We start from the raw sequence: 21431 nt of genomic DNA, 5'->3' as shown, positions 1-21431 counted from the left end.
ATCGTCGCGGGCCGCTTCGGCATATCCTCGAAACTAGTTGCTTGGAAACTAGTGTTGTGGATACTATTGCTCCATCGAAAGGAGCCCCCAATGTGTTCACAGAACACGCACGGCTCCCGTTCTCGCGACCTCAGGCGGTGGCGCTCAGCGCACGACCGTCGTAGGCCGGTTCGGCGACCGGCTCGATGGCGTAGGCCAGGATCTCGGCCACGTCGGCGACGGGGCGGACATCCAGGGCGGCCAGCACCTCGGCGGGGACCTCGTCCAGATCCGGCTCGTTGCGGGCCGGGATGAACACGGTCTTCAGGCCGGCGCGCTGAGCGGCGAGCAGCTTCTGCTTCACGCCGCCGATCGGCAGCACCCGTCCGTTCAGCGTGACCTCACCGGTCATGCCGACATCCGCGCGGACCTGGCGGCCCAGGGCCAGCGACACCAGGGCGGTGACCATGGTGACGCCCGCCGACGGACCGTCCTTCGGGACCGCGCCCGCCGGGAAGTGGATGTGGATATTGCGATCCAGCACCCTCGGCTCGATGCCGATCTCCTCCAGGTGGGAGCGGACATAGGTCAGGGCGATCTGCGCGGACTCCTTCATGACGTCGCCCAGCTGACCGGTCAGGGTCAGCGAGCGGTCGCCCTCGGCGGCATTGGCCTCGATGTAGAGGACATCGCCGCCCGCGCCGGTCACGGCCAATCCGGTGGCGACACCGGGGACCGCGGTGCGCTCGACCCCGTCGGGGGTGAAGCGCGGACGGCCCAGGTAGTCCTTCAGGTCACCCAGTCCGATCACCAGCTTGCCGGAACCGCCCGCGGCCGGACCGGATTCGGCGTCGTAGCCCAGCTCGCGGTCGTAGCCCAGGCCCTCCGGCACGAATTCGCCCTTGCTGACCAGGCTTTCGGTCTCGGCGATGTCCGCCGACTCCGACAGCTTGGTCGCCGCCTTGCGCAGCGCCTTGGCGATCAGGCGCTCCATCTGCCGCACCCCGGCTTCCCGGGTGTAGTTCGCGGCGACCTCGCGCAGCGCCTCGTCCGTGATCGAGACCTCCTCGGCGGTCAGGGCATTGCGCTCCAGCTGCCGCGGGATCAGGAAGTCGCGGGCGATGGCCACCTTGTCGGCCTCGGTGTAGCCGTCCACGGTGATCAGTTCCATGCGGTCCAGCAGCGGGCCGGGAATCGTCTCCATGACGTTCGCGGTCGCGATGAACAGCACGTCCGACAGGTCCAGATCCAGGTCCAGGTAGTGGTCGCGGAAGGTGTGGTTCTGCGCCGGGTCCAGGACCTCCAGCAGGGCCGCCGCGGGATCGCCGCGGAAGTCCGAGCCGACCTTGTCGATCTCGTCCAGCAGGACAACGGGATTCATCGATCCCGCCTCCTTCATGGCGCGCACGATGCGGCCGGGCAGCGCGCCCACGTAGGTGCGCCGGTGACCGCGGATCTCGGCCTCGTCGCGCACGCCGCCCAGGGCGACGCGAACGAACTTGCGGCCCAGGGCCCGTGCCACCGATTCACCCAGCGAGGTCTTGCCGACGCCGGGCGGACCGACCAGCACCAGCACCGCGCCGGAACCGCGACCGCCGACGAACTCCAGGCCGCGCGCGGCCCGCCGGGAACGGACGGCCAGGTACTCGACCATGCGGTCCTTGACCTCGTCCAGGCCGTGGTGGTCGGCGTCCAGCACCGCGCGGGCGGCCGAAACATCGGTGGAGTCAGTGGTTTTCACGCTCCACGGCAGTTCCAGGACGGTGTCCAGCCAGGTGCGGATCCAGCCCGTCTCCGGGCTCTGATCGCTGGAACGCTCCAGGCGACCGACCTCGCGGAGGGCGGCTTCCTTCACGTCCGCGGGCAGGTCGGCGTTCTCGACGCGGGTGCGGTAGTCCTCCGCGCCGTCCGGCTCGTCCTCGCCCAGCTCCTTGCGAATCGCGTTGAGCTGCTGGCGCAGCAGGAATTCCCGCTGCTGCTTCTCCATGCCCTCGCGGACATCCTCGCTGATCTTCTCGGTGATCTCGGTCTCGGCGATGTGCTGAGTGGTCCACTCGATCAGCTTGCGCAGCCGCGCGGTGGTATCCGGGGTGTCCAGGATCTCGCGCTTCTGCTCATTGCTCAGGTACGACGCCCAGCCGGCCGCGTCGGCCAGGGTGGACGGATCGTTCATCTGATTGACCGCGTCGATGACCTGCCAGGCCTCACGGCGCTGCAGGACCGACACGACCAGCTTCTTGTATTCGGCCGCAAGCTCTTTGGTGCGTCCGTCGGCGGCCGGAATCTCGACCGGTTCGGCCTCGACCCAGAGCGCCGCGCCCGGCCCGGTCACGCCGTGGCCGATCTTGGCCCGGCTCTCCGCCTTCAGCACCGCCGCGGGGGCGCCGCCGCGCATCCGGCCGACCTGTTCGATGGTGGCCACGACGCCGTAGGTGGCGTACCCCTCATCGAGGCGCGGCGCGACCAGCACCTGGTTGACCTTGCCCGCGCGGGCGGCATCGATGGCGGCCTGCGACGACTCGTCCAGCTCGATCGGCACGACCATGCCGGGGAGCACGATCGGATCGGTCAGGAACAGGACCGGCAGGTTCGTTGGTGTAGTCACGTCTTCGACCCCTTCCAAGGTTGAGCGTTACCTACTCAACCCGGGGGGTATACCGATTGTTCCGGACCGATGTTCGCCGGGGGCGAACATGCCTCGAGTCGAGGATCGAAATCGGGAACAGCAACATAAGAGCTGGTCAGAGCACTATCACGGAGTCGAGTTGGGCGCTGCCGAGCCGCCGAGCTGGGCCATGACTTGCTCGGGAGTGGCTCCGAATCGGGCTGCCTGCGCGAACATTTCGGCCGGCGGGGTGAAAAGGATCATGCTCGGGGTGTAGGTGCCGTCGATGCGCGCCAGCAGATACCGCGCCGCGCCCGACACGTACTCCCCAGTGGAATGCGCGGCCGCGCCGATGGCCGCGCGGTGCGGACCGATCTGCGCATCGGCGAGAGCCGTCAGCGCCGAGAGCGCTTCGAGCCGGACCGGCCGCGGCTGCGCGGCATCCAGATACCGGACCAGGCGGGTGACCGCGTCCGCATCCTGCGCGTAGCGTGCCAGGGTCTCAAGGCTCGGGATCACGACGAACGGATCGGGCTCGCTCGCAACGAGAGTCCGCAACCCGGACGCGATCGTCTCGTCGATCGCACCGGAAGCGAGCAGCCCGATGGCCGCCCAGCGGCGCACAGTGGCATCGGGATCATCGAGCGCGGTGACGAATACCGGCGCGCTGCCCGGACGCTGTTCCGCGACCGCGTCGGCGATGTCCAGCACCCGATCGAGCGGGTAGACGCCGGGCGCGCGGCCGGCGTCGTAGCCCTCGTGTGGTGAACCTTCGGGCAGAAACCCGTTGTCGTGCACCGCGATCAGGTGCGCCCGCAACGCTGCCGCGAGCCGATTCTCCACTCCGGCATACTGCGGGTTGCCGGCCAGGTTTCGCACCTGGTCCGGATCGGTCTCGGTGTCGTACAACTCGATACCCGGTTTCGGCTTCCAGAAGACGGATTGGACGGCGTCGAGCCGTCCCGCGAGATGCTCCGTCTCCCAGGACTGATAGCCGGCCGCAATCCAGGCGAACGGCTGATGCCGGCCGTAGGGCCGATGCGGGTGATAGTTGCGGATGTAGCGGTATCGCGCGTCGCGGACGCTGCGGATGAGGTCGTACCGCTCGTCCATCCGGCCGCGGCCCCCGAACGCGAGCGATGTGTACGGTCGAACTCGGTGCGCGCCAAGCTGTTTCCGCGCATGTGCGCGGGCAGCTGGGCACCGGCCAGATCGATCACGGTGGCCGGAATTCTGTCGGTGGTGACGGCCGCGCTGACGCGAGTGCCCGGGGCGGGGAAAAGCCCTCGATACGCTCGGGGCGCCCGGATGATGAGCGGGACCCGCAGTCCTTCGTCGTAGCAGAAGCGTTTCGACCGCGGATTGACACCGCCGTGGTCCGAGGTGTGGATGACGATCGTCGTATCGGCGAGTCCGTCCTCGTCCAGCTGGGCGAGCAGATCACCGACGAACGCGTCCATCGCGTCGATGTTGTCGTAATAGCGGGCGATATCGCCCCTGATCTCGGGGGTGTCCGGAAGATACGCGGGCACGCGGACGAACTCGGGGTCGACCCGGGCCGGTTCGGTCCGCCGGAACACCGAACTCTCGTGTGTGCCATCGAAATTGAACACCGCCAGGAACGGTGAGCCAGGTGCGCGATTGCGCCAGTGCGCGGTGCGCGACGACTCGTTCCAGATCACATCCGGATCGACGTCGGAGTTGTAGTCGGTCTTGGCGTTGTTCGTGCAGTAGTAGCCCTGCTCGCGCAGGATTTCCGGATAGGTGCGCAGCCAGGACGGCATCGGCGCCCTGGCGCGCATGTGGTTGGCGGGCGCATGGCTTTCCGGGCGCAGGCCGGTCAGCATCGCGAATCTGGACGGTGCGCACACCGGGCTGACGCTGAAGGCGTGTTCGAATACCACGCCCTCGCGGGCCAGCCGGTCGAGGTTCGGGGTCTGTGCCAGTTCGTCTCCGTAGCAGCCGAAGCGCGGTGGGCAGTCTTCGCTGACGATCCAGAGGATATTGGGCCGGTCGTCGAGTGGCATTGGGGTCCTTCCGGGGGAGCGGGATCCGCAGGCGGAAACGGTGGCGGCATCCCTGATTATTCCACAAGTGGAATAAGACAAGAGTTGGGCCGGCAGACGGCTCGCGGTCAGCCGGCCGGGTCGGGCGGCAGTTCGCCGATGACCGGGAGCCGGCTTCCGCGCATGACGAGCACGAGGACGAGCGCGGCGAGGGCAGTCGCCGTGGCAAACCAGAATCCGAGCTCGAAGCCTTGGTCACCGAACACTTTGGGAATTGGGCCGAGCTGCGGCGGCCGTCCGGCGACTCGCACACTGGCCGACATCGGGTGGGCCGCGGCGAAAGCGGTGACGACGGCGACGCCGATGGCCGTGCCCACGCCCTGGACGAGGCTGAACACGCCGAAGCCGACACCGGTCTGCTCCTGCGGCACCGTCTGGGCCACGAGAACCGCAGCGGCCGTGTAGAAGAAGCCGAGTGCCGAGCCGAAGGCCGCGTTGGTGAGGGTCAGGATGTCCCAGGTATGCGCTCCGACGGCCTCGATGAGGCCGATCACGGCGAACATCGCCGTCGCGGACAGCAGCGGGAGCCTGGCCCCGAACTTGCGCGCCACAATAGCGGCGATCACCCCGAAGGCGACCGTGATCACGCCCTGCAACACCGCGATGCGCAGGGCATAGTCATGTGAACTGAATCCGCTGCTGTAGCTGAAGCCGGGGATGAGGCTCACCTGCACGGCTTCGGGTGGCAGGCGCATGCCGCCGGCCTGGGCGACCTTCGCGAGAGTGCTTGCGACGACGCCATTTTCGATCATGCCAGGGCTGGGCGTGCGAGCCATATAGGTGATCGCGTACGTCTGGACGGCGATCATGCAGGACGCGAGCAATCCCACCGCCAGGAGCAGACCGAAGCGGGGCTGGAACAACACGCGCGGATCGATGAGTGGCGTGCTCGCCCGCCGTTGCGCGAGAACGAACAATGCCAGTAATGCCAGTCCGCAGGCCAGCCCGGCCACGCTCGCAGGTCTGGCCCAGCCCCACACCTGGCCCCGGTCGACATAGACGATCACGAGTGCGGCGCCGAAGGTGAGCAGAACCGCGCCGGTCCAGCCGAGACGCTGGCGCGCAATAGGTTTCGAATCCGGTACGCACACCGCAACCAGCGCGATCATCACCGTGATGAATGCCAGCGACAGCCAGAACGCCGCCCGCCAGCCGTGGGCTCGGATCAGCCAGCCGCCGACCAGCGGGGCGAAGGCCACCGCGAACCCGAATCCGGCTGCGATCGCGCCGAACCCGAGGGCCAGGTGCTTACGCGGCAGGAGATCCCGGACCAGACCGTAGGCGAGGACCGCACTGGCGACGGCGAAGGATTGCAGGCAGCGGCCGAACAGGAAGACCGCCCAGCTGCCGGCAAGCGCGCAGACCAGGCAACCCGCCGCAAAGAGCGCACCGCACGTCACGAACGTCCGCTTCATCCCCCACACATCGCCGATCCTTCCGATCAACGGTGCGGCGGCAGCCCCGACGAGTCCGGACATGATGATCGTCCAGGCGATATTCGTGCCGCTGCCCGGGAACGAGGCCGCGATCTTCTCCAGCGCGGTCGAGGCCATCGTCGTCTGGATCGGCGCGCTCTCGCTGAACAGGACGATGAGGACCACTGCCGTGAACATTCGGGCCCGCGAAACGCCGGTGGGCCGGCTGGCTGCCGCGGGGGGTTGCGGCGGATCGGCGGCGCCGGCCGGGTCGATGGCGGGAGTTGTGGACATACCAACCCCTTTCGGGAATTCAACTGACGACAGACGCGTGACATCACACCGCGGGCGCGGTTATCGGGATGGTCGCGCTGCGAATCGCGCTGATGTCGTCTCGACGAACTCAACTACTCCACAAGTTGAGTGGTGAAGTATGACACAAGTGGAATATCAAGGTGGTGAATTCGCACTTTTGCGGGGACCCCGCGCACAGGTGACCCATACGGCATGTCGCCGCCCGACGGTCGGACCGGCCAGCTCATGAGGATGTCCTCACCGCATCGCGGTGAGAGCGGTGACGAGGGCGGCGAGGCCGGCAGTCGTCGCGACAGCGAGGGTGAGCGTGCCGATACCGCGCGGCTGCCGCCGCCGCAGTTGCCGGCCCCGTCGACGGGCGCAGGCCGCGATCACTGCGACCATCAACGCTGCGGCGGCAGCGCTCGCACAAGCCGAGAGCGGGCCCGGCGCCACAGTGAGGGCCATGTGCACCGATGCCGCGAGCGCGACGGCCGACGAGAGCGCGGTTCGCCGCCACGCGAGTGCGGTGCGCTCGACGGCCAGCCCCGGATCGGGGGGCCAGTGCGACGCTCGAGCTGTCACGACACCAGCACCGCAGTGGTGGTGAGGATCGCGACGATCGCGACTGCCACGGCGAGGAAGGGCATCAGAGCCGGTGGCGGCAGGGCTTCGCCGCGGTGCATGGCGATCTCGGCCTGCCGCCAGTGCCGGTGGGCCGCCGCGGCGATCAGCACTGCCTGGGCGGCACACGCCGCGGTGATCGCTCGCCGGAACCCGGCGTTGGGCAACTGCTGGGTAAGCGTTTGCACAGCGACACCACCGGCCAGCAGTCCCAGTGCGGTGCGGATCCATGCCAGGAATGTGCGCTCGTTGGCGAGGCTGAACCGGTAGTCGATCGGACCGCTGACATCAGCGACAGCCGGTGGCGGCCCGGTGCCGGCATCGACGCTGCAGCGGCTCGAAGGGTGGTCCTTACCGGCGGTGGACATCGTGATCGTGCTCCGTCCCTGCGATCCAGGAATCAAATTGAATGCCACTAGTGGAACGCAATATTATGACACTAGTGTCATCATCTGTAGATAGTTGCCCGCCGACACCGGCGACGGCAGTCACAAGCCAACCCGAGATCTGGAGATGATGGCCATGCCGAAGGCGAAGCTGATCGGATACACCACCCTGGCGGCCCTGCTACTGGGTTCCGCGAGCATGCCGGGTGCCACGGCGCAGCCACCGGCACCGGCCCCCGGGGTGCCGGCCGAGGACAGCGTCTACTCCACCACCCACGGTCCCGAGGCGATGACCGTCTACCGCCCCGAGGGCCGCGACGAGAGCGGGCAGCCCCGGGCCGGGCTGATCTTCGTCCACGGCGGCGCGTGGGTCCGTGGCGACCGGTCGCTGCTGGACAACGCCGCACATACTGCGGCTCAGCGGGGCTTCGTCGTCTTCGACATCGACTACGACCTGTCCGCACCACGAGATCCGCGTGAGTACCAGGACGTCGAAGCGGCCATCACGCACATCCGCACGCATGCCGCCGATTACGGTGTCGACCCGGACCGCCTGGGTGGGCTGGGAACCTCGGCCGGAGCGCATCTGCTGATGCAGGCCGTGATCACCGACGGCGCCCCGCTGGCGGCCGTGGTGGGTTGGTCAGGCCCCTACGACCTGACCGATTCGGCCACACCGCGGGCGTCACTGATGTCGGCCGTAGCCGCGATCACGTATCTGGGATGCGTCCCGGGCACCGCGGACTGCACACAACGCGCACGTGCCGCATCGCCTGCACTGCACACCTCCGCGGGCAACCCACCGGTCATGTTGTTCAACTCCAGCGACGAACTGATGCCGGTCGACCAGATGACCGAGTTCGCTGCCCGGCTCCGGGCCGACGGCACGCCGGTGGATACCCGGGTCGTGCCCGGGAAGCGTCACGCGGTCGCCTACAGCGACGAGGCCCTCGGCCCGACCCTGGATTTCCTGTCGGACCAGCTCCAGGTCTCCGACAACGGCCAGGGCACCTCCGGCCACTGAGCACACAGCATTCGCGGGCGCCCAGAGTTCGTAGCCGAGCGACGGCGCCGACAGCCGAAGGTGCCGGCGCCGTCACGGAGGTCACCGCTGCGGACGGTCTCCGATGATCGAGGCGCGCTCCATCACACGGATCTGCGGCCAGTAGTCGCTCGAGGCGTAGTGCTGAACCGCCCGGTTGTCCCAGAACGCGATGGTGTCCGGTTCCCACTGCAGCCGCACCTGATGCTCGGGGTAGTCGGCCTGCCGGCACAGCCGATCCAGCAGCGCGCTGCCGGCCTCGGGGCTCAGGCCCGTGATCCGCTCCACGAAGATCCGATTGACGTAGAGATGCTTGCGTCCGGTCTGGGAATGGGTGCATACCAACGGGTGGTGAACCTCGGGATGCTTGGCCCGCATCTGCTCCCGCTGATCCTCGGACAAGGCATGCCCGAAGGCGCGGGTGAAGTCGTGAACCGCGGTGAGCTCTTCGATCTCGGCGCGGATATCGGAATCCAGCGAGTCGTAGGCGGCGTACATGTCGGAGAACAAGGTGTCGCCGCCCACGGGCGGCACCTCGATCGCGTGCAGGATCGCACCCTTCGACGGTGTGTCCCGCCACGTGACATCGTGATGCCAGGTGTTCTCGAACCCCGCGACCTGAGCGCTCTTCTCGAATCGCACCAATTCGGGCCGGCCGGTGTTGGCGGGGATGAAGGGATGGATTTCGAGATCGCCGAATCGGCGCGCGAAAGCCACATGCTGGTCGGGTGTGATCGGCTGATCCCGGAAGAACAGCACCTTGTAGTCGAGCAGTGCCTGGCGCAGGTCGGCGACGACCTCGTCGGCCAGCTCGACGCGGAGGTCGATCCCGCTGATGAAGGCGCCCAGCGTCGACCCGACCTGGTGGACGTCGAAGTTCTGCCAGCGCAGTCCCGCCAGGCGATCACGCTCAGCGGCCAGATGCGTGAACGGTCCGCTGATCAGCGGCGACCCGGGAATCTGCACGGGCCTGACCCCAACGTCAGCACCAGGGTCCTTGTCGACGACGACAGTGTTGTCGCGCATTTCGCATGCCTCCTCATGGCTGCCGACAGATATGTAGTCACTCGACTACAGTCAGCTTGCGCTACTGTAGTCGAGTGACTACGCCCGAGGCAACAACTTCTCGCAAGACACCCCCGCAAGGCCGGGAGGCCATCGTCGCGGCGGTCCTCGACAGTGCGACAGCGTTGTTCGCCGAGCATGGCCCGGCATCGACATCGATCCGCGACATCGCCGAGCGGGCGGGGGTCAATCACGGCCTGGTTTTCCGGCATTTCGGCACCAAGGACAAACTCGTCGCAGAGGTTCTCGACCATCTGGGAGCCGCCTCCGCCGACCGCGAGCTCTCCTCGACCGACGTTCAGTTGAGCCTGCACTGGACGGTGATCGCACGCTGCCTGCTCGACGGATATCCGGTCGGCGAGCTGCAGCATCGATTCCCCGTGATGAACCGGCTGCTCCGGTTGGCACAGCAGCATCACGACACGCCGGCAGACGCCGCCCTGGCGGCCGCGCATGCGGCCGCCCTCGAGCTCGGCTGGCAACTGTTCGGGCCGTTCCTGCGCAACGCCGCCGGGCTGGACGAGCTCACACCGGAGCAGTTGCAGGTAGCCACAGATGAGCGTGCGCGCACGATCCTCATCCCCGAGCCGTGACAAGGTCGCGCGAATCAGCCTTCGATCACCGGGCACGTGACCCGGTGATCGAAGGCTGACTACGCCGTCACACCGCGCTGGTCACCTCTTCCCGCTCCCACTGCTGCTGCCGCCGCCGGACCCGGTGGCCAGTCTGGGTATGCGCAGATGGCTGTCGGGCACACCGGCGGCATTGGTGCCTTCGCCGTCCTTGGCGTACCGGCTGTCGCCCGGTGCCTTGGACAGGGTGTCGAGGTAATTCCATACGGCGTAGGCGGCTGCTGCGCCGCCGCCGAGGATCGTTCCCGCCAGACCGCCTGCGCCGGCGAACACGCCGATGATCGGCAAACCGGTGAGAAGGCAGCCGATGGTCAACACGGCACAGGAGACCACCGCTACGACGACACCGATGACCGCGCCCCCGATCGCCCCGGCCAGCGGCCCGAGCGCCATGGCGAGACCGAGTTTGCTCTGACCGTCGTCCAGGGCGAGCTGGTTCTCCAGTGGCGAAGCGATCGGCTGGGCGCCGGCGATATCGGGCAGCAGGGACAGGGTCCGGCCGTCGGCCGATATCTGGGGCTGTATCTCGTATGTGCGGTTGTCGAGTGCGAAGGCGAGCGGGATCCGGGCTGCCGGTTGCCCGGCGGCGTCGAGGACGGTGATCGCCGCGCCATCCTGGTCGGCCTGGAAGCGGCCGGCGTCGATGGTCGTGACAGCCCAGCCCTGGGAGACCTCGGTCCGGAACTCGGTCTCCCCTGCCGCGGCGGCGTCGATATCGGCAATCGCCTGTGGTGCGGCCGCGGCGCAGGCGATCGCGATGCCGCCCGCGGCCACGGCGGTGAACGCTCGTTGTCGCACGATCATCGGGTGGCCTCCGCGGCGGGCGCGGGCTTCTGGAACGCCGGAATCTGGTCTGCGTATTTACTGGCCCCGGGTGCGGCCTGCAGCGTCGTGTAGTAGTTCCACAGTCCGTTGATCAGGCCCGGCGCACCGCCGAGGACCAGACCGGCGAGTCCCCCGGCGCCACCGAGCATGGTGACGATGGGGACGACCGCCAGAACGCATCCGATGGACAACACCACGCACGAGGCGCCGGAGATCGCGAGTCCGGCACCGACCCCGACGACCGCACCGATGACAGTGCCGATCAGGCTGCCGGCCGACAGTCCGAAGCTCACCGAGTTGAGTACGTCGTTCATCGCGAGCTGGTTCTCGAGCGGGGAGGCGACCGGCTGCAGCACCGTGGGCGGCACCCACCCGTCCGGCAGCTGCGGAGTCAGTCGAAGCTGCCGCCCGTCCGCGGAGATCGCGGCGTCGATGGGGTATCGCTGCCCGTCCATGACGAAACTCAGTGGCGCCGAGTCCCGAGCCGTCCCGGCCGCATCGCGAAGGATGGCCTGGCCGGTGTTCTGGTCGACGGTGAATCCGCCCGTCGCGACCGACGCCACCACCGCATTGGCATCCAGGTCAGCGTGATAGTGCAGCGCCGTGGCGATCGTTTCCGTGCTCTCGGGCGCCCCAGCGGGGAGGGGGGACATCGGCTCGGCGGCGGCGGTCGCCACCGCGGCGACAGACATGGTTGCGACCAGCGCGGTTACGCACAGTCCTTGTCGAGGTGTCATGTATTTCATTGCTCTCTGAGAAATGCCGGCATCTGGCCACGAGCAGGGGCGCGGACACAAATGCGGGCATGAACGTGATCATGGACAGCTGATCCATGATCAGCGCGCGCTAGAAAGTAGGCTACGTCACACCCGTGGTTTATTCAGGCAATTCTCAGAAATTTCAGAAGCTATTTCAAGCGCCCATTCCAAGGCGTTGGAGAAATGGAAGCAGCCGCATACCGAAAGGCATGCGGCGTTCCACCAAGAGAACGATCTGACCAGGTCAGAACGCTTCCAGAAGCGGGAGATATCACCAATGAACGAAAATTCCGATCATATCTCCGATTATGAAGTTTCCACCTCCACTTTCAGTGGAGGCATTTTCCTCGAATGCACTTCACAGCATCATGAGTTATTTCGGGCGGCGTACGCTTTCAGAATTTCCCTTTGTTCGGGAGGCATCAGCGGACCCTCCGCGGTCCAGGAGGCGCCGATTGCGCCATTGCTCGGGTGCAGCCTTTCGTGCAGATCGTCGGCCTGGTCGTCGCGGCCGGTGTCGCGCAGGTGCTGGATGTAATCGCCAGGGTCGTTGTACAGAGTCGGGCCGTTCTGCAGGCTCGTCTGCATCGGATCGGGGAGGGCGCCGGGGGTGCCGGCATAGAAGTCCCACCACTGCTGCAGTTTCGACCGCATCGAGTCGGCGAGTTGCGGTTCGTCGGTGATCAGGTTGGCGGTCAGGTGCGGGTCGGCGGTGACGTCGAACAGCGATTCCCATTCGGCTTTGAAGCATCCTGGGTGGTAGGTGCGGATGTAGAGGTGATCTCTGGTCCGTACCGCTCGCTGGTAGGTGTGCGCGCCGTGGCCCCAGACCAGATAGTCGCGGGATCCCATCGGTTCACCGCGCACGGCCGCGGCGAAGGAGCGGCCCTGCCACTTGTCCGGGATCGGCAGTCCCAGCAGTTCGCACAGGGTGGGTGCGTAGTCGATGTTGTAGAGCAACGCATCGCTGCTGCGGCGGTCGGCACGGTCGGTCACGCCCGGCCAGTAGATGATCATCGGCAGCCGGTGCACGGCCTCGTTGGCGAGTCCGTGTTCGGCGTAGGAGCCTTGCTCACCGAAGGATTCACCGTGGTCGGCGCTGACGATCAGGGCGATGTCCTCGGTCAGGCCGAGTTCGGCGATGGCGGCGCGGAGGCGGCCGAACTGGCTGTCCCAGAACATGATTCCGCCGTCGTAACCGTTGATCAGGTGTTCGAAGTCGGCGCGGTCGGCGATGCGATCGGGCATGTTGTGCGGTACCGGAGTGTTGCGCGGTACCCACGCGTAGTGCAGGTCACGGGCGGTGCGAGGGCCATAGATGTCCTGGTGTTCGTCGATCGCGGCCTGGTCGGGCCACTCCGGTGCGGGACCGGCCGCCGCAGCGCGTTCATTCCACTGCGGGTCCTGTGTGTAGTCGGTGTGGGGGTCCCAGTAGGTCAGGTGCAGGTACCAGTTGGGCTCGTCGCGATGCTCGGTGATCCAGGCGATGGCCGCGTCGGTCACTTCGTCGGCGGGTTCGTCACCGAAACCGGGTGTGGCGCGCAGGGATTCGCGGAAGTTGGCCAGAAAGAAGTGCGCGCGGTGGCGTTCGGCGAAGCTGGAGATCGCCGCGGTGTAGTACCCGCAGAACGAGAGGTACTGGCCCAGCAGCGGCCGGCCCAGCTGCGGTCCGTGGCCGGTATCCATGCGATAGCGCGCGCCGCTGCCGGCGTGGCCGATGACTCCGGTCGTGATGCCGAACTGCCCGCTGGTCAACGCCGTCCGCGAGGGCAGGCATGGGGAATCGGAGCAGTAGTAGCGGTCGAAGCGCACCGAGTCCGCCGCCATGGCGTCGAGGTTCGGTGTGATGTCACGGCGGTAGCCGTAGGGGCCGGTGTGGTCGGGGCGGAGGGTGTCGACGTCGACGTAGATGATCTTCATGAGGTCTTTCCACTGCGAGGGGTCACGGAGGTCTCGGATACCGGTAGCGAACGGGCACAGCGGAATCCGGTGTGCCCCGCGGAACTGTCGGGGGTGTTGGCCGATCGGGCAGCCACCCGATACCGGAAGCAGTAGGAGTCGTGACACATGTGGGAGCCGCCGCGAATCACCTTGGCGTCGCCCGTGATCGGTCCGGTCGGGTCGACCAGCGGGCCGCCGCCGTGATCGGTGCTCCACCAGTCGGCGCACCATTCCCACACGTTGCCGCACGTGTTGTAGAGACCGAATCCGTTGGGAGCGAACGCGTTCACCGGTGCAGTGCCGCGGTAGCCGTCTGCGGCAGTATTGCGGGCGGGAAAGCTGCCGCGCCAGATGTTGCACCGGTATTCACCGTCGGGGTCGAGGTCGTCGCCCCAGGGGTAGCGGGCCTGCTGCAGCCCGCCGCGCGCGGCGTATTCCCATTCGGCCTCGGTGGGCAGCCGGGTACCCGACCATCGGCAGAAGGCGAGGGCGTCGTTCCAGGAGATGTGGACCACCGGATGCTGATCGCGGCCCTGCAGGTCACTGCCCGGGCCCTCGGGGCGATCCCAACTCGCACCGTCGACGCCACACCACCAGGGCGTCCGCTCCGGCCGCTGCGCGCCGCGACGCAGCGCGGCCGCGAGAAAGCCGGAGAACACATACGACCAGCCGATCTCCTCGGCCTCGGTCCGATATCCGGTCGCCGCGACGAACTCGGCGAAGCGCGCATTCGACACCGCGCAGGCGTCGATCAGAAAGGGAGCCAGACGCACCTCGCGCACGGGTCCCTCACCGTCATTGCGATAGCCCAGACGATCGTCGGTGCCCATCTGGAACAGGCCGCCGGGCAGGGCGATCATCTGACGGCTCAGCAACAGCCGGTCGGGTTGGAGATGGACCGGATCTGCCACGGGTGCCGCCAGAGCGGCCGGCCTGCGCGGCTCGGGCGTGCGGGCCGGAGCGCAGCACTGGCCGTGGCCGCCGTCACCGGCCATGAGTGGAACCCGACTCGGCGGGTGTCGCGACTTCTGGCAGCCGGTTGGCTCGCGCCAGGTCGCCGAGCCAGGCGAGGCTGGCTTTGGGGGTTCGGGCGAAGGTATCGCGGTCGACGGCGATCAGCCCGAATGTCGGGTCCCATCGGCCCCATTCGTAGTTGTCCAGGGCCGACCAGTGCAGATAGCCCCGCACATCGACGCCGTCGTCGAGGGCGGCATGCAGCCCGCTCAGCGCCTCGGTGGTGAAGGCAATGCGGCGGTCGTCAGCGGCGGTGGCGATGCCGTTCTCGGTGACCAGCACCGGCGTACCCGCCGTGACGGTCCAGGCGTGCCGGACCGCGAGCCCCAGTGCGTCCGGGCGGTAGGCCCACCCGGTGAGGGTGTTGTCCGGGTACTGCGGGTGCGGGCGCGGGCCGTCGGGACCGACGCTGCGACTGGTGTAGTTCTGCGTGCCGATGAAGTCGTCGTCGATGGCCGCGGCAAGGTACATGTCCTCCCATATCCAGTTGGCCGCCGCCAGTTGTGCTTCACAGCCGGGTTCCGCGGTGAACGCTTGCTGGGCGACGGACCATCCGACCGCGGCGCGGGTGTTCGCCCGCAGGATCTCCCGCGCGGCGTGGTGCGCGGCGATGAGGGTCGTGCCGATTTCCGCACTCGGGGCGGGCAGTTCGCCGGCGGCGAGTCGCGCCAGCACCTCGGAGTCCATCTCGGTCAGGCTGCGACGAACATCCGCCATCACCGCGACCATGTTGGATTCGTTGATGGTGCATACCCACTCGACGTCGGTGAGCAAGGGCGACACGGCAGTGACGTAGTCGGCGAATCGATCCACCGCGTCCCGGCCGACCCAGCCGCCCGCCTCGGCGAACCACCGCGGATTGGTGAAGTGGTGCAGGGTGACCACCGGGGTGAGACCCAGTTCGATCGCGGTATCGATCATGCGCCGATAGTGATCGAGCTCCGCGCGCGAGAACTTTCCCGGCTCCGGCTCGATGCGTGCCCACTCGACACCGAACCGATAGGCATTGAGCCCGGCGTCGGCGAGCAACGTCATGTCCTCGCGGTAGCGGTGATAGCTGTCCACCGCGTCTCCGCTTCGTTCGGGCAGGAACGACCCCACGCCGTTCTCCTGTAGCCACCAGTCACTGTTGAGGTTGTTGCCCTCGGTCTGGTGCGGAGAAGTCGCAGCCCCCCACAGGAATCCGCGCGCGAGTCGCGCCATGTCGCCTCCTCGATGAGTTCCCTTGCGGTGAAAGGTTTTTCAGACCTCCGTGGATGCGCATGCGGTGCGCACCATCGGCGAATCCCGCGCCGGGCATTCCACTAGTTGAGTACTCTCTCACTATGGCACTAGTCATATAGGACGTCAACTGATCCCGCTTCCCGCACCGATCCCGAGGAACCGAATGAACCACCCGGCCCCCGCTCAACCCACCGACCCCGACCCCGACGCCGACGCGACCCCGGCCCCGGCCCCGCCCTCGCCCGCGCGGCTGCGCCGACTCTTCGTCTGGGCGCCGTTCACCGCAGCGGTGCCGCAACTCGCGTTCGGTATCACCGCCTATTTCTCGGCACTGCAGGTCCAGACCCTGGATCCGGTGCACAAACTCGAGAAGCTCGCCCTGGTCCACACGGTCGTCGCCGTCGTCTCCATCGCGGTCCAGCCGCTGGTCGGCATCATGTCCGACCGCACCCGGACCCGCCACGGCGCGCGCACGCCATGGCTGCTCATCGGTGCCGCCATCGGCGCTCCGGCCCTGGTGGCAACCGGTATGTCGCAGTCGGTGCCGTGGCTGCTCGCCTCGGCCGTGCTGGTGCACATCGGGTTCCACACCCTCGCCGGGCCGCTGTCGGCGATCCAGCCCGATCGCATCCCGGTCGACCGGCGTGGCCGCTACTCCTCCCTGTTCGGACTGGGGACCATCGCGGGGGGCATGCTCGTGCCGGTGATCGGGTCGAGGTTCGCGACCAGAATCCCGCTCGGTTACGCGGTCACCGCGACACTGCTGCTGGCGATCACGATCGCGTTCATCCTCCGCAATCCCGATACCGACAACCGAGCCGCCGCCGCGGAAGGCGCGAGTACCACCCGGTCATCGTTGAAAGGGTTGTGGGTCAGCCCGGCACGCCACCCCGACTTCTTCTGGGTCTTCGCGGGCCGGTTCCTGCTGTTCGGGGGCTACGCCATGATCCACACGTTCCAGCTGTACGTGTTGCAGGACTACATCGGACTCAGTCGTGACCAGGCCACGAATCTCACCCCCATGATCGCGCTGGTGTGTGCGCCCGGATTCGTTCTGGCCGTCGCACTCTCGGGGATGGTCTCCGACCGTATCGGCCGCCGAAAGCCCATCGTGCTCGCCGGCGGCCTGGTGGTCGCCGCGGCGGCGCTGATACCCGCCCTCACCGCCACGGTGACGGGAATCGTGGTCTCGTTCGCCGTACTGTCGATCGGCTTCGGCATCTTCATCTCGGTGGACCAGGCGCTGGCCACTCAGGTGCTACCCGATCAGCGCTCCGGTGCAGCCAAGGATCTGGGCATCCTCAACATCGCTTCCGCCCTGCCCAATGCGATAGCCCCTGCGCTCGCCGCAGCCGTCGTGGGCTGCTTCGGCGGCTACGCCGCCCTGTATGTCACCGTCGCGGCGATCGGGGTGGTAGGGGCATTCGCGGTGCTGCCGATCAAAGTGCCCTGATGCCCCGGGGTATCGGCAACCCACAGTGGCGACTATGACACAAGTGGAATACTCTGGATGGAACACCCACGACACACAGCTCCGCACCTCGCGTGCGGGAGAGGAGAGCGCCAGTGAAGGCGATCATGGTGATGTTCGACAGCCTCAACCGCCGGATGCTGCCGCCCTACGGTTGCGACTGGACCCATGCCCCGAACTTCACGCGACTGGCACAACGGGCCGTGACCTTCGACAACGCCTATGCCGGCTCGATGCCGTGCATGCCGGCGCGACGCGAAATCCACACCGGTCGCTACAACTTCCTGCATCGGAGCTGGGGGCCGCTCGAGCCGTTCGACGACTCGATGCCGGAACTGTTGAAGCAGAACGGCGTCCACACACATCTGGCCAGCGATCACTACCACTACTGGGAGGACGGCGGCGCCACCTACCACAACCGCTACAGCACCTGGGAGTTCTTCCGAGGCCAGGAGGGTGATCCATGGAAGGGGCAGGTCGAGGATCCGGAGATCCCGGAGAACCTCAAGAAGATGCGATACGGGGGCTTTCGCCAGGACTGGGTCAACCGCGCGCACATGGCCACCGAGGACCGCCATCCGCAGACGCTGACCTTCGACGCCGGACTGGAGTTCATCCAGACCAATGCCGCCTCCGATCGCTGGTTCGTCCAGATCGAGACCTTCGATCCGCATGAACCGTTCTTCAGCCACCAGCGCTACAAGGACCTGTACCCGCACGAGTATTCGGGCCCGCACTTCGACTGGCCGGACTACAAGCGTGTCGTCGAAACCGACGAGCAGGTCGCGCACGCGCGCTTCGAGTACGCCGCCCTGTTGTCCATGTGCGACCGTTCCCTGGGGCGGGTGCTGGACATGATGGACGAGCTGGACCTCTGGGACGACACCCTGCTGATCGTCAACACCGATCACGGCTTCCTGCTGGGAGAACGGGGATGGTGGGGCAAGTCGGTACAGCCCTGGTACAACGAGCTGGTCCACCTGCCGCTGTTCGTATGGGATCCCCGCACCGCTGCGCGCGGCGAGCATCGTCGCGCGCTGGTTCAGACCATCGATCTGGCGCCGACACTGCTGGACTATTTCGGTGTGCCGATCCCACCGGACATGCAGGGCTCCCCACTTCCCACCGCCGCCGACACACCTGTGCGCACCGCGGCTCTGTTCGGTATTCATGGCGGGCACGTGAACGTCACCGACGGCCGCTACGTCTACATGCGGGCGCCATCGGCGCCGGACAACACGCCCCTGCACGAGCACACGCTGATGCCCACCCACATGAAGGGCCGATTCGGCATCGACGAGCTGCGCGAGGCAGAGCTGGCCGAGCCGTTCACCTTCACCAAGGGCCTGCGCACCCTGCGCACCAACGCGGGCGCATTGATCAATCCCTACTCGCACGGGACCCTGCTGTTCGACCTGGCCACCGACCCCCACCAGCAGCGCCCGCTCGTCGACGACGAGGTGGAGACACGGATGGCGGGCCTGCTCGTGGAGGCGATGCGCGCCACCGACGCACCGCCGTCACAGTTCGCGCGGCTGGGCCTGCCCGCCGACGGCCCGGTCGGCGCGCAGCACCTGCTGGCCGGCGAGCAACGCGCCCAGGCCGAACTGGCGGCGACCCCGCTGCCGAACGCGGCCGACTTCCCGACCAGCCGGCTGTCGGTGCACACCCCGCTGCAGGCGTTGCTCGACGACCCCTCGGCGTGCGAGGTGCTGCGGCGCCATGTGCCCGCCGTCACCAATACCGAAATGCTGCAGTTCCTGGGCCCACTGGCCTTGCTCGACCTGGCCGCGATCTCGACAACCCTGGTCTCGGCTCCGGTACTGCACACCCTCGCCGACGAGCTGGCGACACTGTGAGGCATCGCTGCGGTCACGGATCCGGCCGCTGACACGCTCGAGCACCCGCGACAACGCCGTCGCCAACACGGCGGCGGTCGGCGGGTGCTCGAGCGCCGAACCTCGATCGACGCGGCCCGGCCCGGGCTCGCCGAACATCGCTCAACTGCCCGCCGGGAACCGGCCCGCCCGCAGATCGTCCCGGAACGCCTCCAGGCGGGCGATGTGGATATCGATGTCCTCGGCTCCCCACCTGTGCAGCTGCTCTGTCATGGCGATGCCCAGGTCACGGTCGAAGGGGAACTCCGATACCTGCGGCAGGGTTCGATCGCGATCGCGGAAGCGGGCCACTTGGTCACGGCGCGCGGCAAGTTCGGTCTCGACCAGCCGTAGTAGCTGTTCCCTGGTCATGAATCCCGAGAAGCTCATCCGGGCCAGGAACTCCGGATCGGTGAACTTCGTCGGCGGGTTGTAGGGACCGGTGAGCCAATCCAGAAAGACCGTCATTCCTTCGGCGGTCAGATGATATGTCTTCGCGTCCTGCGGTCCGGGCCGCTCCTGGACCTCGTAGGTGACCAAACCCTCGTCGGCGAGCCGTGACAACGCGCGATACACCTGACTCATCTGGGTATTGGAGCGCATGAACCGCCCATGAGTGTCGAAGAACTTCTTCAAGTCGTAGCCGGTCGCCGGGACCATGCCCAGCACTCCGAGCAACAGCAACTCGAGCTTCATCGGCAAGCCCTCTCACCTATAGCAAGTATTCCATTTGTTGAGTACTCTCGTATGCCACTAGTCTAATACACGGACACCCGAGGAGCGTTGCATGGAGTCATCGACGGGCTGGACCATGCGATCTGGCCGGCCTCTCTCATGACCTCTTCTCCCGCCTCGGCGGCATCCGCCGACCTCGGCGTGCCCGGCTCCCCGCGCCGCTGGCGGCAACTGGCCCTGCTCAGCGGGCTGATCAGCATGGACAACAGCGAAGCCGCCGTGGTCTCCACCCTGTTCCCGGCCATCAGAACCGCACTGGGTCTGCCGCTGTCGGCGTTGGGTGTGCTGGTGGCGATCAGCAAGATCGTCACGATGATCTTCGGGCCGGTCTGGGTCCTGGTCGCCCAGCGATTCGGGCGCAAAACCATCCTGGTGACAACCTGCGGACTATGGGGTCTGTGGTCCTGCGCCGCCGGACTGGCGCAGAACTTCACTCAGCTTCTGGTGCTGTACACCATCGCAGCCATCGGCTTCGCCGCCGGCGGGCCGCTGGTGAACGGCATGCTCGCCGACCTGTTCGACGACAGCCACCGCGGCCGCGCCGCCGGACTGCTCTACGGAGGCGCCGCGGTGCTCGGCGCACTCGTTGCGCCGGCGCTGGGTCAACTCTCGCGTGTGGACGACGGCTGGCGCTACGGCTTCTTCGCCGCCGGAGCCATCACCGTGGCAGCCGGGCTGCTGGTGTGGCGCTTCTTCGAAGACCCTCGTATCGGCGCAACCGACGGGCCGGCCATCCCGGAAACAAGGCTGGGGTTGTCGCATGCACGGCAACTGCTGGCCGGCCGCACCTTGCGTCTGATCCTGGTGCAACGGCTGTTCAACACCCAGCTGGCCTTCATGAGTTTCGGCGTCGTGTTCCTGGTCAGCACCCGCGGATTCAGCAATGCCGATGCCGCATTGATCGCGCCATTCTCGATGTTGTCGTATCTGCTCGGCACTGTGCTGGGCGGGTTTCTCGGTGACTACTTCCAGCGGGTACTGCCTCGCACCGGCCGACTCGCGCTGTGGCAGTCCGCGGTGGCGCTGTGGGCCGCCGCCGCTGCACTCGGAACCCAGGTTCCCTGGCACGAGCTATGGATCTACGGCGCCATCTTCACAGTCGTTGGACTCACGCAGGGCTTCATTCCCGGCTGCAACCGCCCGATCCTCATCGCGGTCACCGCGCCCGAACTCCGCAGCGCGGCGTTCTCACTGATGATCGCTGCAGAATCAGCCGGTTGGGCGATCAGCACACTGATCATCGGCTACCTCGGCGACCGCATCGGCCTGCAAGCCACCCTTCTCTATGTTGTCGTGGCAGTGACGTTCGTCAACGCCCTGTTCATGTTCGTGATGTACCGGCCCTACATTCAGGAATCCGAAGCCGTGCACAGACATTCGAACGAATTCGCCACCGATCCACCGGCACCACAACCATGCGACGCCGTCGCCCACGAGGACCCCGGCATCGCGGACGTCCCGAGTCGCTGATCGGAATC

18 protein-coding genes are annotated in these 21431 nt (G+C 67.1%); 5 read left to right on the top strand and 13 right to left on the bottom strand.

Going from position 1 to position 21431, the window contains the following annotated elements; all coding sequences use genetic code 11:
• Positions 1–130: 130 nt before the first annotated feature.
• From lon to ACWEKS_RS08190, 6 genes are all read right to left on the bottom strand, one after another.
• The gene (gene lon, locus ACWEKS_RS08215; protein WP_452339422.1) at positions 131–2584 is read right to left on the bottom strand and encodes an endopeptidase La; all 2454 of its coding nucleotides are present in this window, start codon (positions 2582–2584) and stop codon (positions 131–133) included.
• A 147-nt stretch (positions 2585–2731) separates the two neighbouring features.
• A complete protein-coding gene (locus tag ACWEKS_RS08210) occupies positions 2732–3427 on the bottom strand; it encodes a HEAT repeat domain-containing protein (RefSeq protein WP_452339421.1) in 696 nt (231 codons plus the stop codon).
• Entirely contained in the window at positions 3388–4611 is a 1224-nt protein-coding gene (locus tag ACWEKS_RS08205; protein ID WP_452339420.1) for a sulfatase family protein, read from the bottom strand. The genes ACWEKS_RS08210 and ACWEKS_RS08205 overlap by 40 nt, the downstream gene beginning before the upstream one ends.
• A gap of 107 nt (positions 4612–4718) precedes the next feature.
• Positions 4719–6359, bottom strand: coding sequence for an MFS transporter (locus tag ACWEKS_RS08200; RefSeq protein ID WP_452339419.1), 1641 nt, complete (start codon positions 6357–6359; stop codon positions 4719–4721).
• A gap of 258 nt (positions 6360–6617) precedes the next feature.
• Positions 6618–6944 carry a DUF202 domain-containing protein gene (locus tag ACWEKS_RS08195; protein ID WP_452339418.1) on the bottom strand — a complete coding sequence of 109 codons (327 nt, stop codon included), beginning with the start codon at positions 6942–6944 and terminating at the stop codon, positions 6618–6620.
• Positions 6941–7351 carry a YidH family protein gene (locus ACWEKS_RS08190; protein ID WP_452339417.1) on the bottom strand — a complete coding sequence of 137 codons (411 nt, stop codon included), beginning with the start codon at positions 7349–7351 and terminating at the stop codon, positions 6941–6943. Before ACWEKS_RS08190 ends, ACWEKS_RS08195 begins: the two co-directional genes overlap by 4 nt.
• A gap of 154 nt (positions 7352–7505) precedes the next feature.
• On the opposite strand from ACWEKS_RS08190, the gene ACWEKS_RS08185 reads away from it, so the two are divergent.
• The gene (locus tag ACWEKS_RS08185) at positions 7506–8393 is read left to right on the top strand and encodes an alpha/beta hydrolase (RefSeq protein WP_452339416.1); all 888 of its coding nucleotides are present in this window, start codon (positions 7506–7508) and stop codon (positions 8391–8393) included.
• Positions 8394–8474: 81 nt separating this feature from the next.
• Here the strand turns inward: ACWEKS_RS08185 and ACWEKS_RS08180 are convergent, their stop codons facing one another.
• Positions 8475–9437, bottom strand: a complete 963-nt coding sequence (locus tag ACWEKS_RS08180; protein WP_452339415.1) for a TauD/TfdA dioxygenase family protein — start codon at positions 9435–9437, stop codon at positions 8475–8477.
• Between the two features lie 74 nt (positions 9438–9511).
• Here ACWEKS_RS08180 and ACWEKS_RS08175 point away from each other — a divergent pair, with 74 nt between their 5' ends.
• Positions 9512–10069 (top strand): TetR/AcrR family transcriptional regulator, encoded by a 558-nt coding sequence (locus ACWEKS_RS08175; protein ID WP_452339414.1) that lies wholly within the window; start codon positions 9512–9514, stop codon positions 10067–10069.
• A gap of 81 nt (positions 10070–10150) precedes the next feature.
• On the opposite strand, the gene ACWEKS_RS08170 is transcribed toward ACWEKS_RS08175, so the two are convergent.
• The 5 genes from ACWEKS_RS08170 to ACWEKS_RS08150 form a co-directional block, all read right to left on the bottom strand.
• On the bottom strand, positions 10151–10912 hold the full coding sequence (locus tag ACWEKS_RS08170) for a hypothetical protein (RefSeq protein ID WP_452339413.1): 762 nt from the start codon (positions 10910–10912) through the stop codon (positions 10151–10153).
• Entirely contained in the window at positions 10909–11670 is a 762-nt protein-coding gene (locus tag ACWEKS_RS08165) for a hypothetical protein (protein ID WP_452339412.1), read from the bottom strand. Before ACWEKS_RS08165 ends, ACWEKS_RS08170 begins: the two co-directional genes overlap by 4 nt.
• A 387-nt stretch (positions 11671–12057) precedes the next feature.
• On the bottom strand, positions 12058–13611 hold the full coding sequence (locus ACWEKS_RS08160) for a sulfatase family protein (RefSeq protein ID WP_452339411.1): 1554 nt from the start codon (positions 13609–13611) through the stop codon (positions 12058–12060).
• Entirely contained in the window at positions 13608–14627 is a 1020-nt protein-coding gene (locus ACWEKS_RS08155; protein ID WP_452339410.1) for a formylglycine-generating enzyme family protein, read from the bottom strand. Before ACWEKS_RS08155 ends, ACWEKS_RS08160 begins: the two co-directional genes overlap by 4 nt.
• A complete protein-coding gene (locus tag ACWEKS_RS08150) occupies positions 14617–15849 on the bottom strand; it encodes a glycoside hydrolase family 1 protein (protein ID WP_452339409.1) in 1233 nt (410 codons plus the stop codon). The genes ACWEKS_RS08155 and ACWEKS_RS08150 overlap by 11 nt, the downstream gene beginning before the upstream one ends.
• 184 nt (positions 15850–16033) lie before the next feature.
• Here ACWEKS_RS08150 and ACWEKS_RS08145 point away from each other — a divergent pair, with 184 nt between their 5' ends.
• Positions 16034–17323, top strand: coding sequence for an MFS transporter (locus ACWEKS_RS08145; protein ID WP_452339408.1), 1290 nt, complete (start codon positions 16034–16036; stop codon positions 17321–17323).
• Positions 17324–17436: 113 nt separating this feature from the next.
• The gene (locus tag ACWEKS_RS08140) at positions 17437–19200 is read left to right on the top strand and encodes a sulfatase (RefSeq protein ID WP_452339407.1); all 1764 of its coding nucleotides are present in this window, start codon (positions 17437–17439) and stop codon (positions 19198–19200) included.
• A 141-nt stretch (positions 19201–19341) separates the two neighbouring features.
• Here ACWEKS_RS08140 and ACWEKS_RS08135 read toward each other — a convergent pair whose 3' ends face one another.
• Positions 19342–19914, bottom strand: coding sequence for a PadR family transcriptional regulator (locus tag ACWEKS_RS08135; protein WP_452339406.1), 573 nt, complete (start codon positions 19912–19914; stop codon positions 19342–19344).
• A gap of 87 nt (positions 19915–20001) precedes the next feature.
• Here ACWEKS_RS08135 and ACWEKS_RS08130 point away from each other — a divergent pair, with 87 nt between their 5' ends.
• Positions 20002–21423, top strand: a complete 1422-nt coding sequence (locus tag ACWEKS_RS08130; RefSeq protein WP_452339405.1) for an MFS transporter — start codon at positions 20002–20004, stop codon at positions 21421–21423.
• Positions 21424–21431: the final 8 nt, after the last annotated feature.

Source organism: Nocardia sp. NPDC004711 (assembly GCF_053601595.1).
The sequence above is the reverse complement of the archived record's forward strand: the minus strand, read 5'-3'. Positions and strand labels throughout refer to the sequence as shown.

Excerpts from the sequence above, each read along its gene's own strand:
- ACWEKS_RS08205 (WP_452339420.1), bottom strand. The coding sequence starts at position 4,611 with ATGCCACTCGACGACCGGCCCAATATCCTCTGGATCGTCAGCGAAGAC.
- ACWEKS_RS08200 (WP_452339419.1), bottom strand. The coding sequence starts at position 6,359 with ATGTCCACAACTCCCGCCATCGACCCGGCCGGCGCCGCCGATCCGCCG.
- ACWEKS_RS08190 (WP_452339417.1), bottom strand. The coding sequence starts at position 7,351 with ATGTCCACCGCCGGTAAGGACCACCCTTCGAGCCGCTGCAGCGTCGAT.
- ACWEKS_RS08185 (WP_452339416.1), top strand. The coding sequence starts at position 7,506 with ATGCCGAAGGCGAAGCTGATCGGATACACCACCCTGGCGGCCCTGCTA.
- ACWEKS_RS08180 (WP_452339415.1), bottom strand. The coding sequence starts at position 9,437 with ATGCGCGACAACACTGTCGTCGTCGACAAGGACCCTGGTGCTGACGTT.
- ACWEKS_RS08170 (WP_452339413.1), bottom strand. The coding sequence starts at position 10,912 with ATGATCGTGCGACAACGAGCGTTCACCGCCGTGGCCGCGGGCGGCATC.
- ACWEKS_RS08165 (WP_452339412.1), bottom strand. The coding sequence starts at position 11,670 with ATGACACCTCGACAAGGACTGTGCGTAACCGCGCTGGTCGCAACCATG.
- ACWEKS_RS08160 (WP_452339411.1), bottom strand. The coding sequence starts at position 13,611 with ATGAAGATCATCTACGTCGACGTCGACACCCTCCGCCCCGACCACACC.
- ACWEKS_RS08155 (WP_452339410.1), bottom strand. The coding sequence starts at position 14,627 with ATGGCCGGTGACGGCGGCCACGGCCAGTGCTGCGCTCCGGCCCGCACG.
- ACWEKS_RS08150 (WP_452339409.1), bottom strand. The coding sequence starts at position 15,849 with ATGGCGCGACTCGCGCGCGGATTCCTGTGGGGGGCTGCGACTTCTCCG.
- ACWEKS_RS08145 (WP_452339408.1), top strand. The coding sequence starts at position 16,034 with ATGAACCACCCGGCCCCCGCTCAACCCACCGACCCCGACCCCGACGCC.
- ACWEKS_RS08135 (WP_452339406.1), bottom strand. The coding sequence starts at position 19,914 with ATGAAGCTCGAGTTGCTGTTGCTCGGAGTGCTGGGCATGGTCCCGGCG.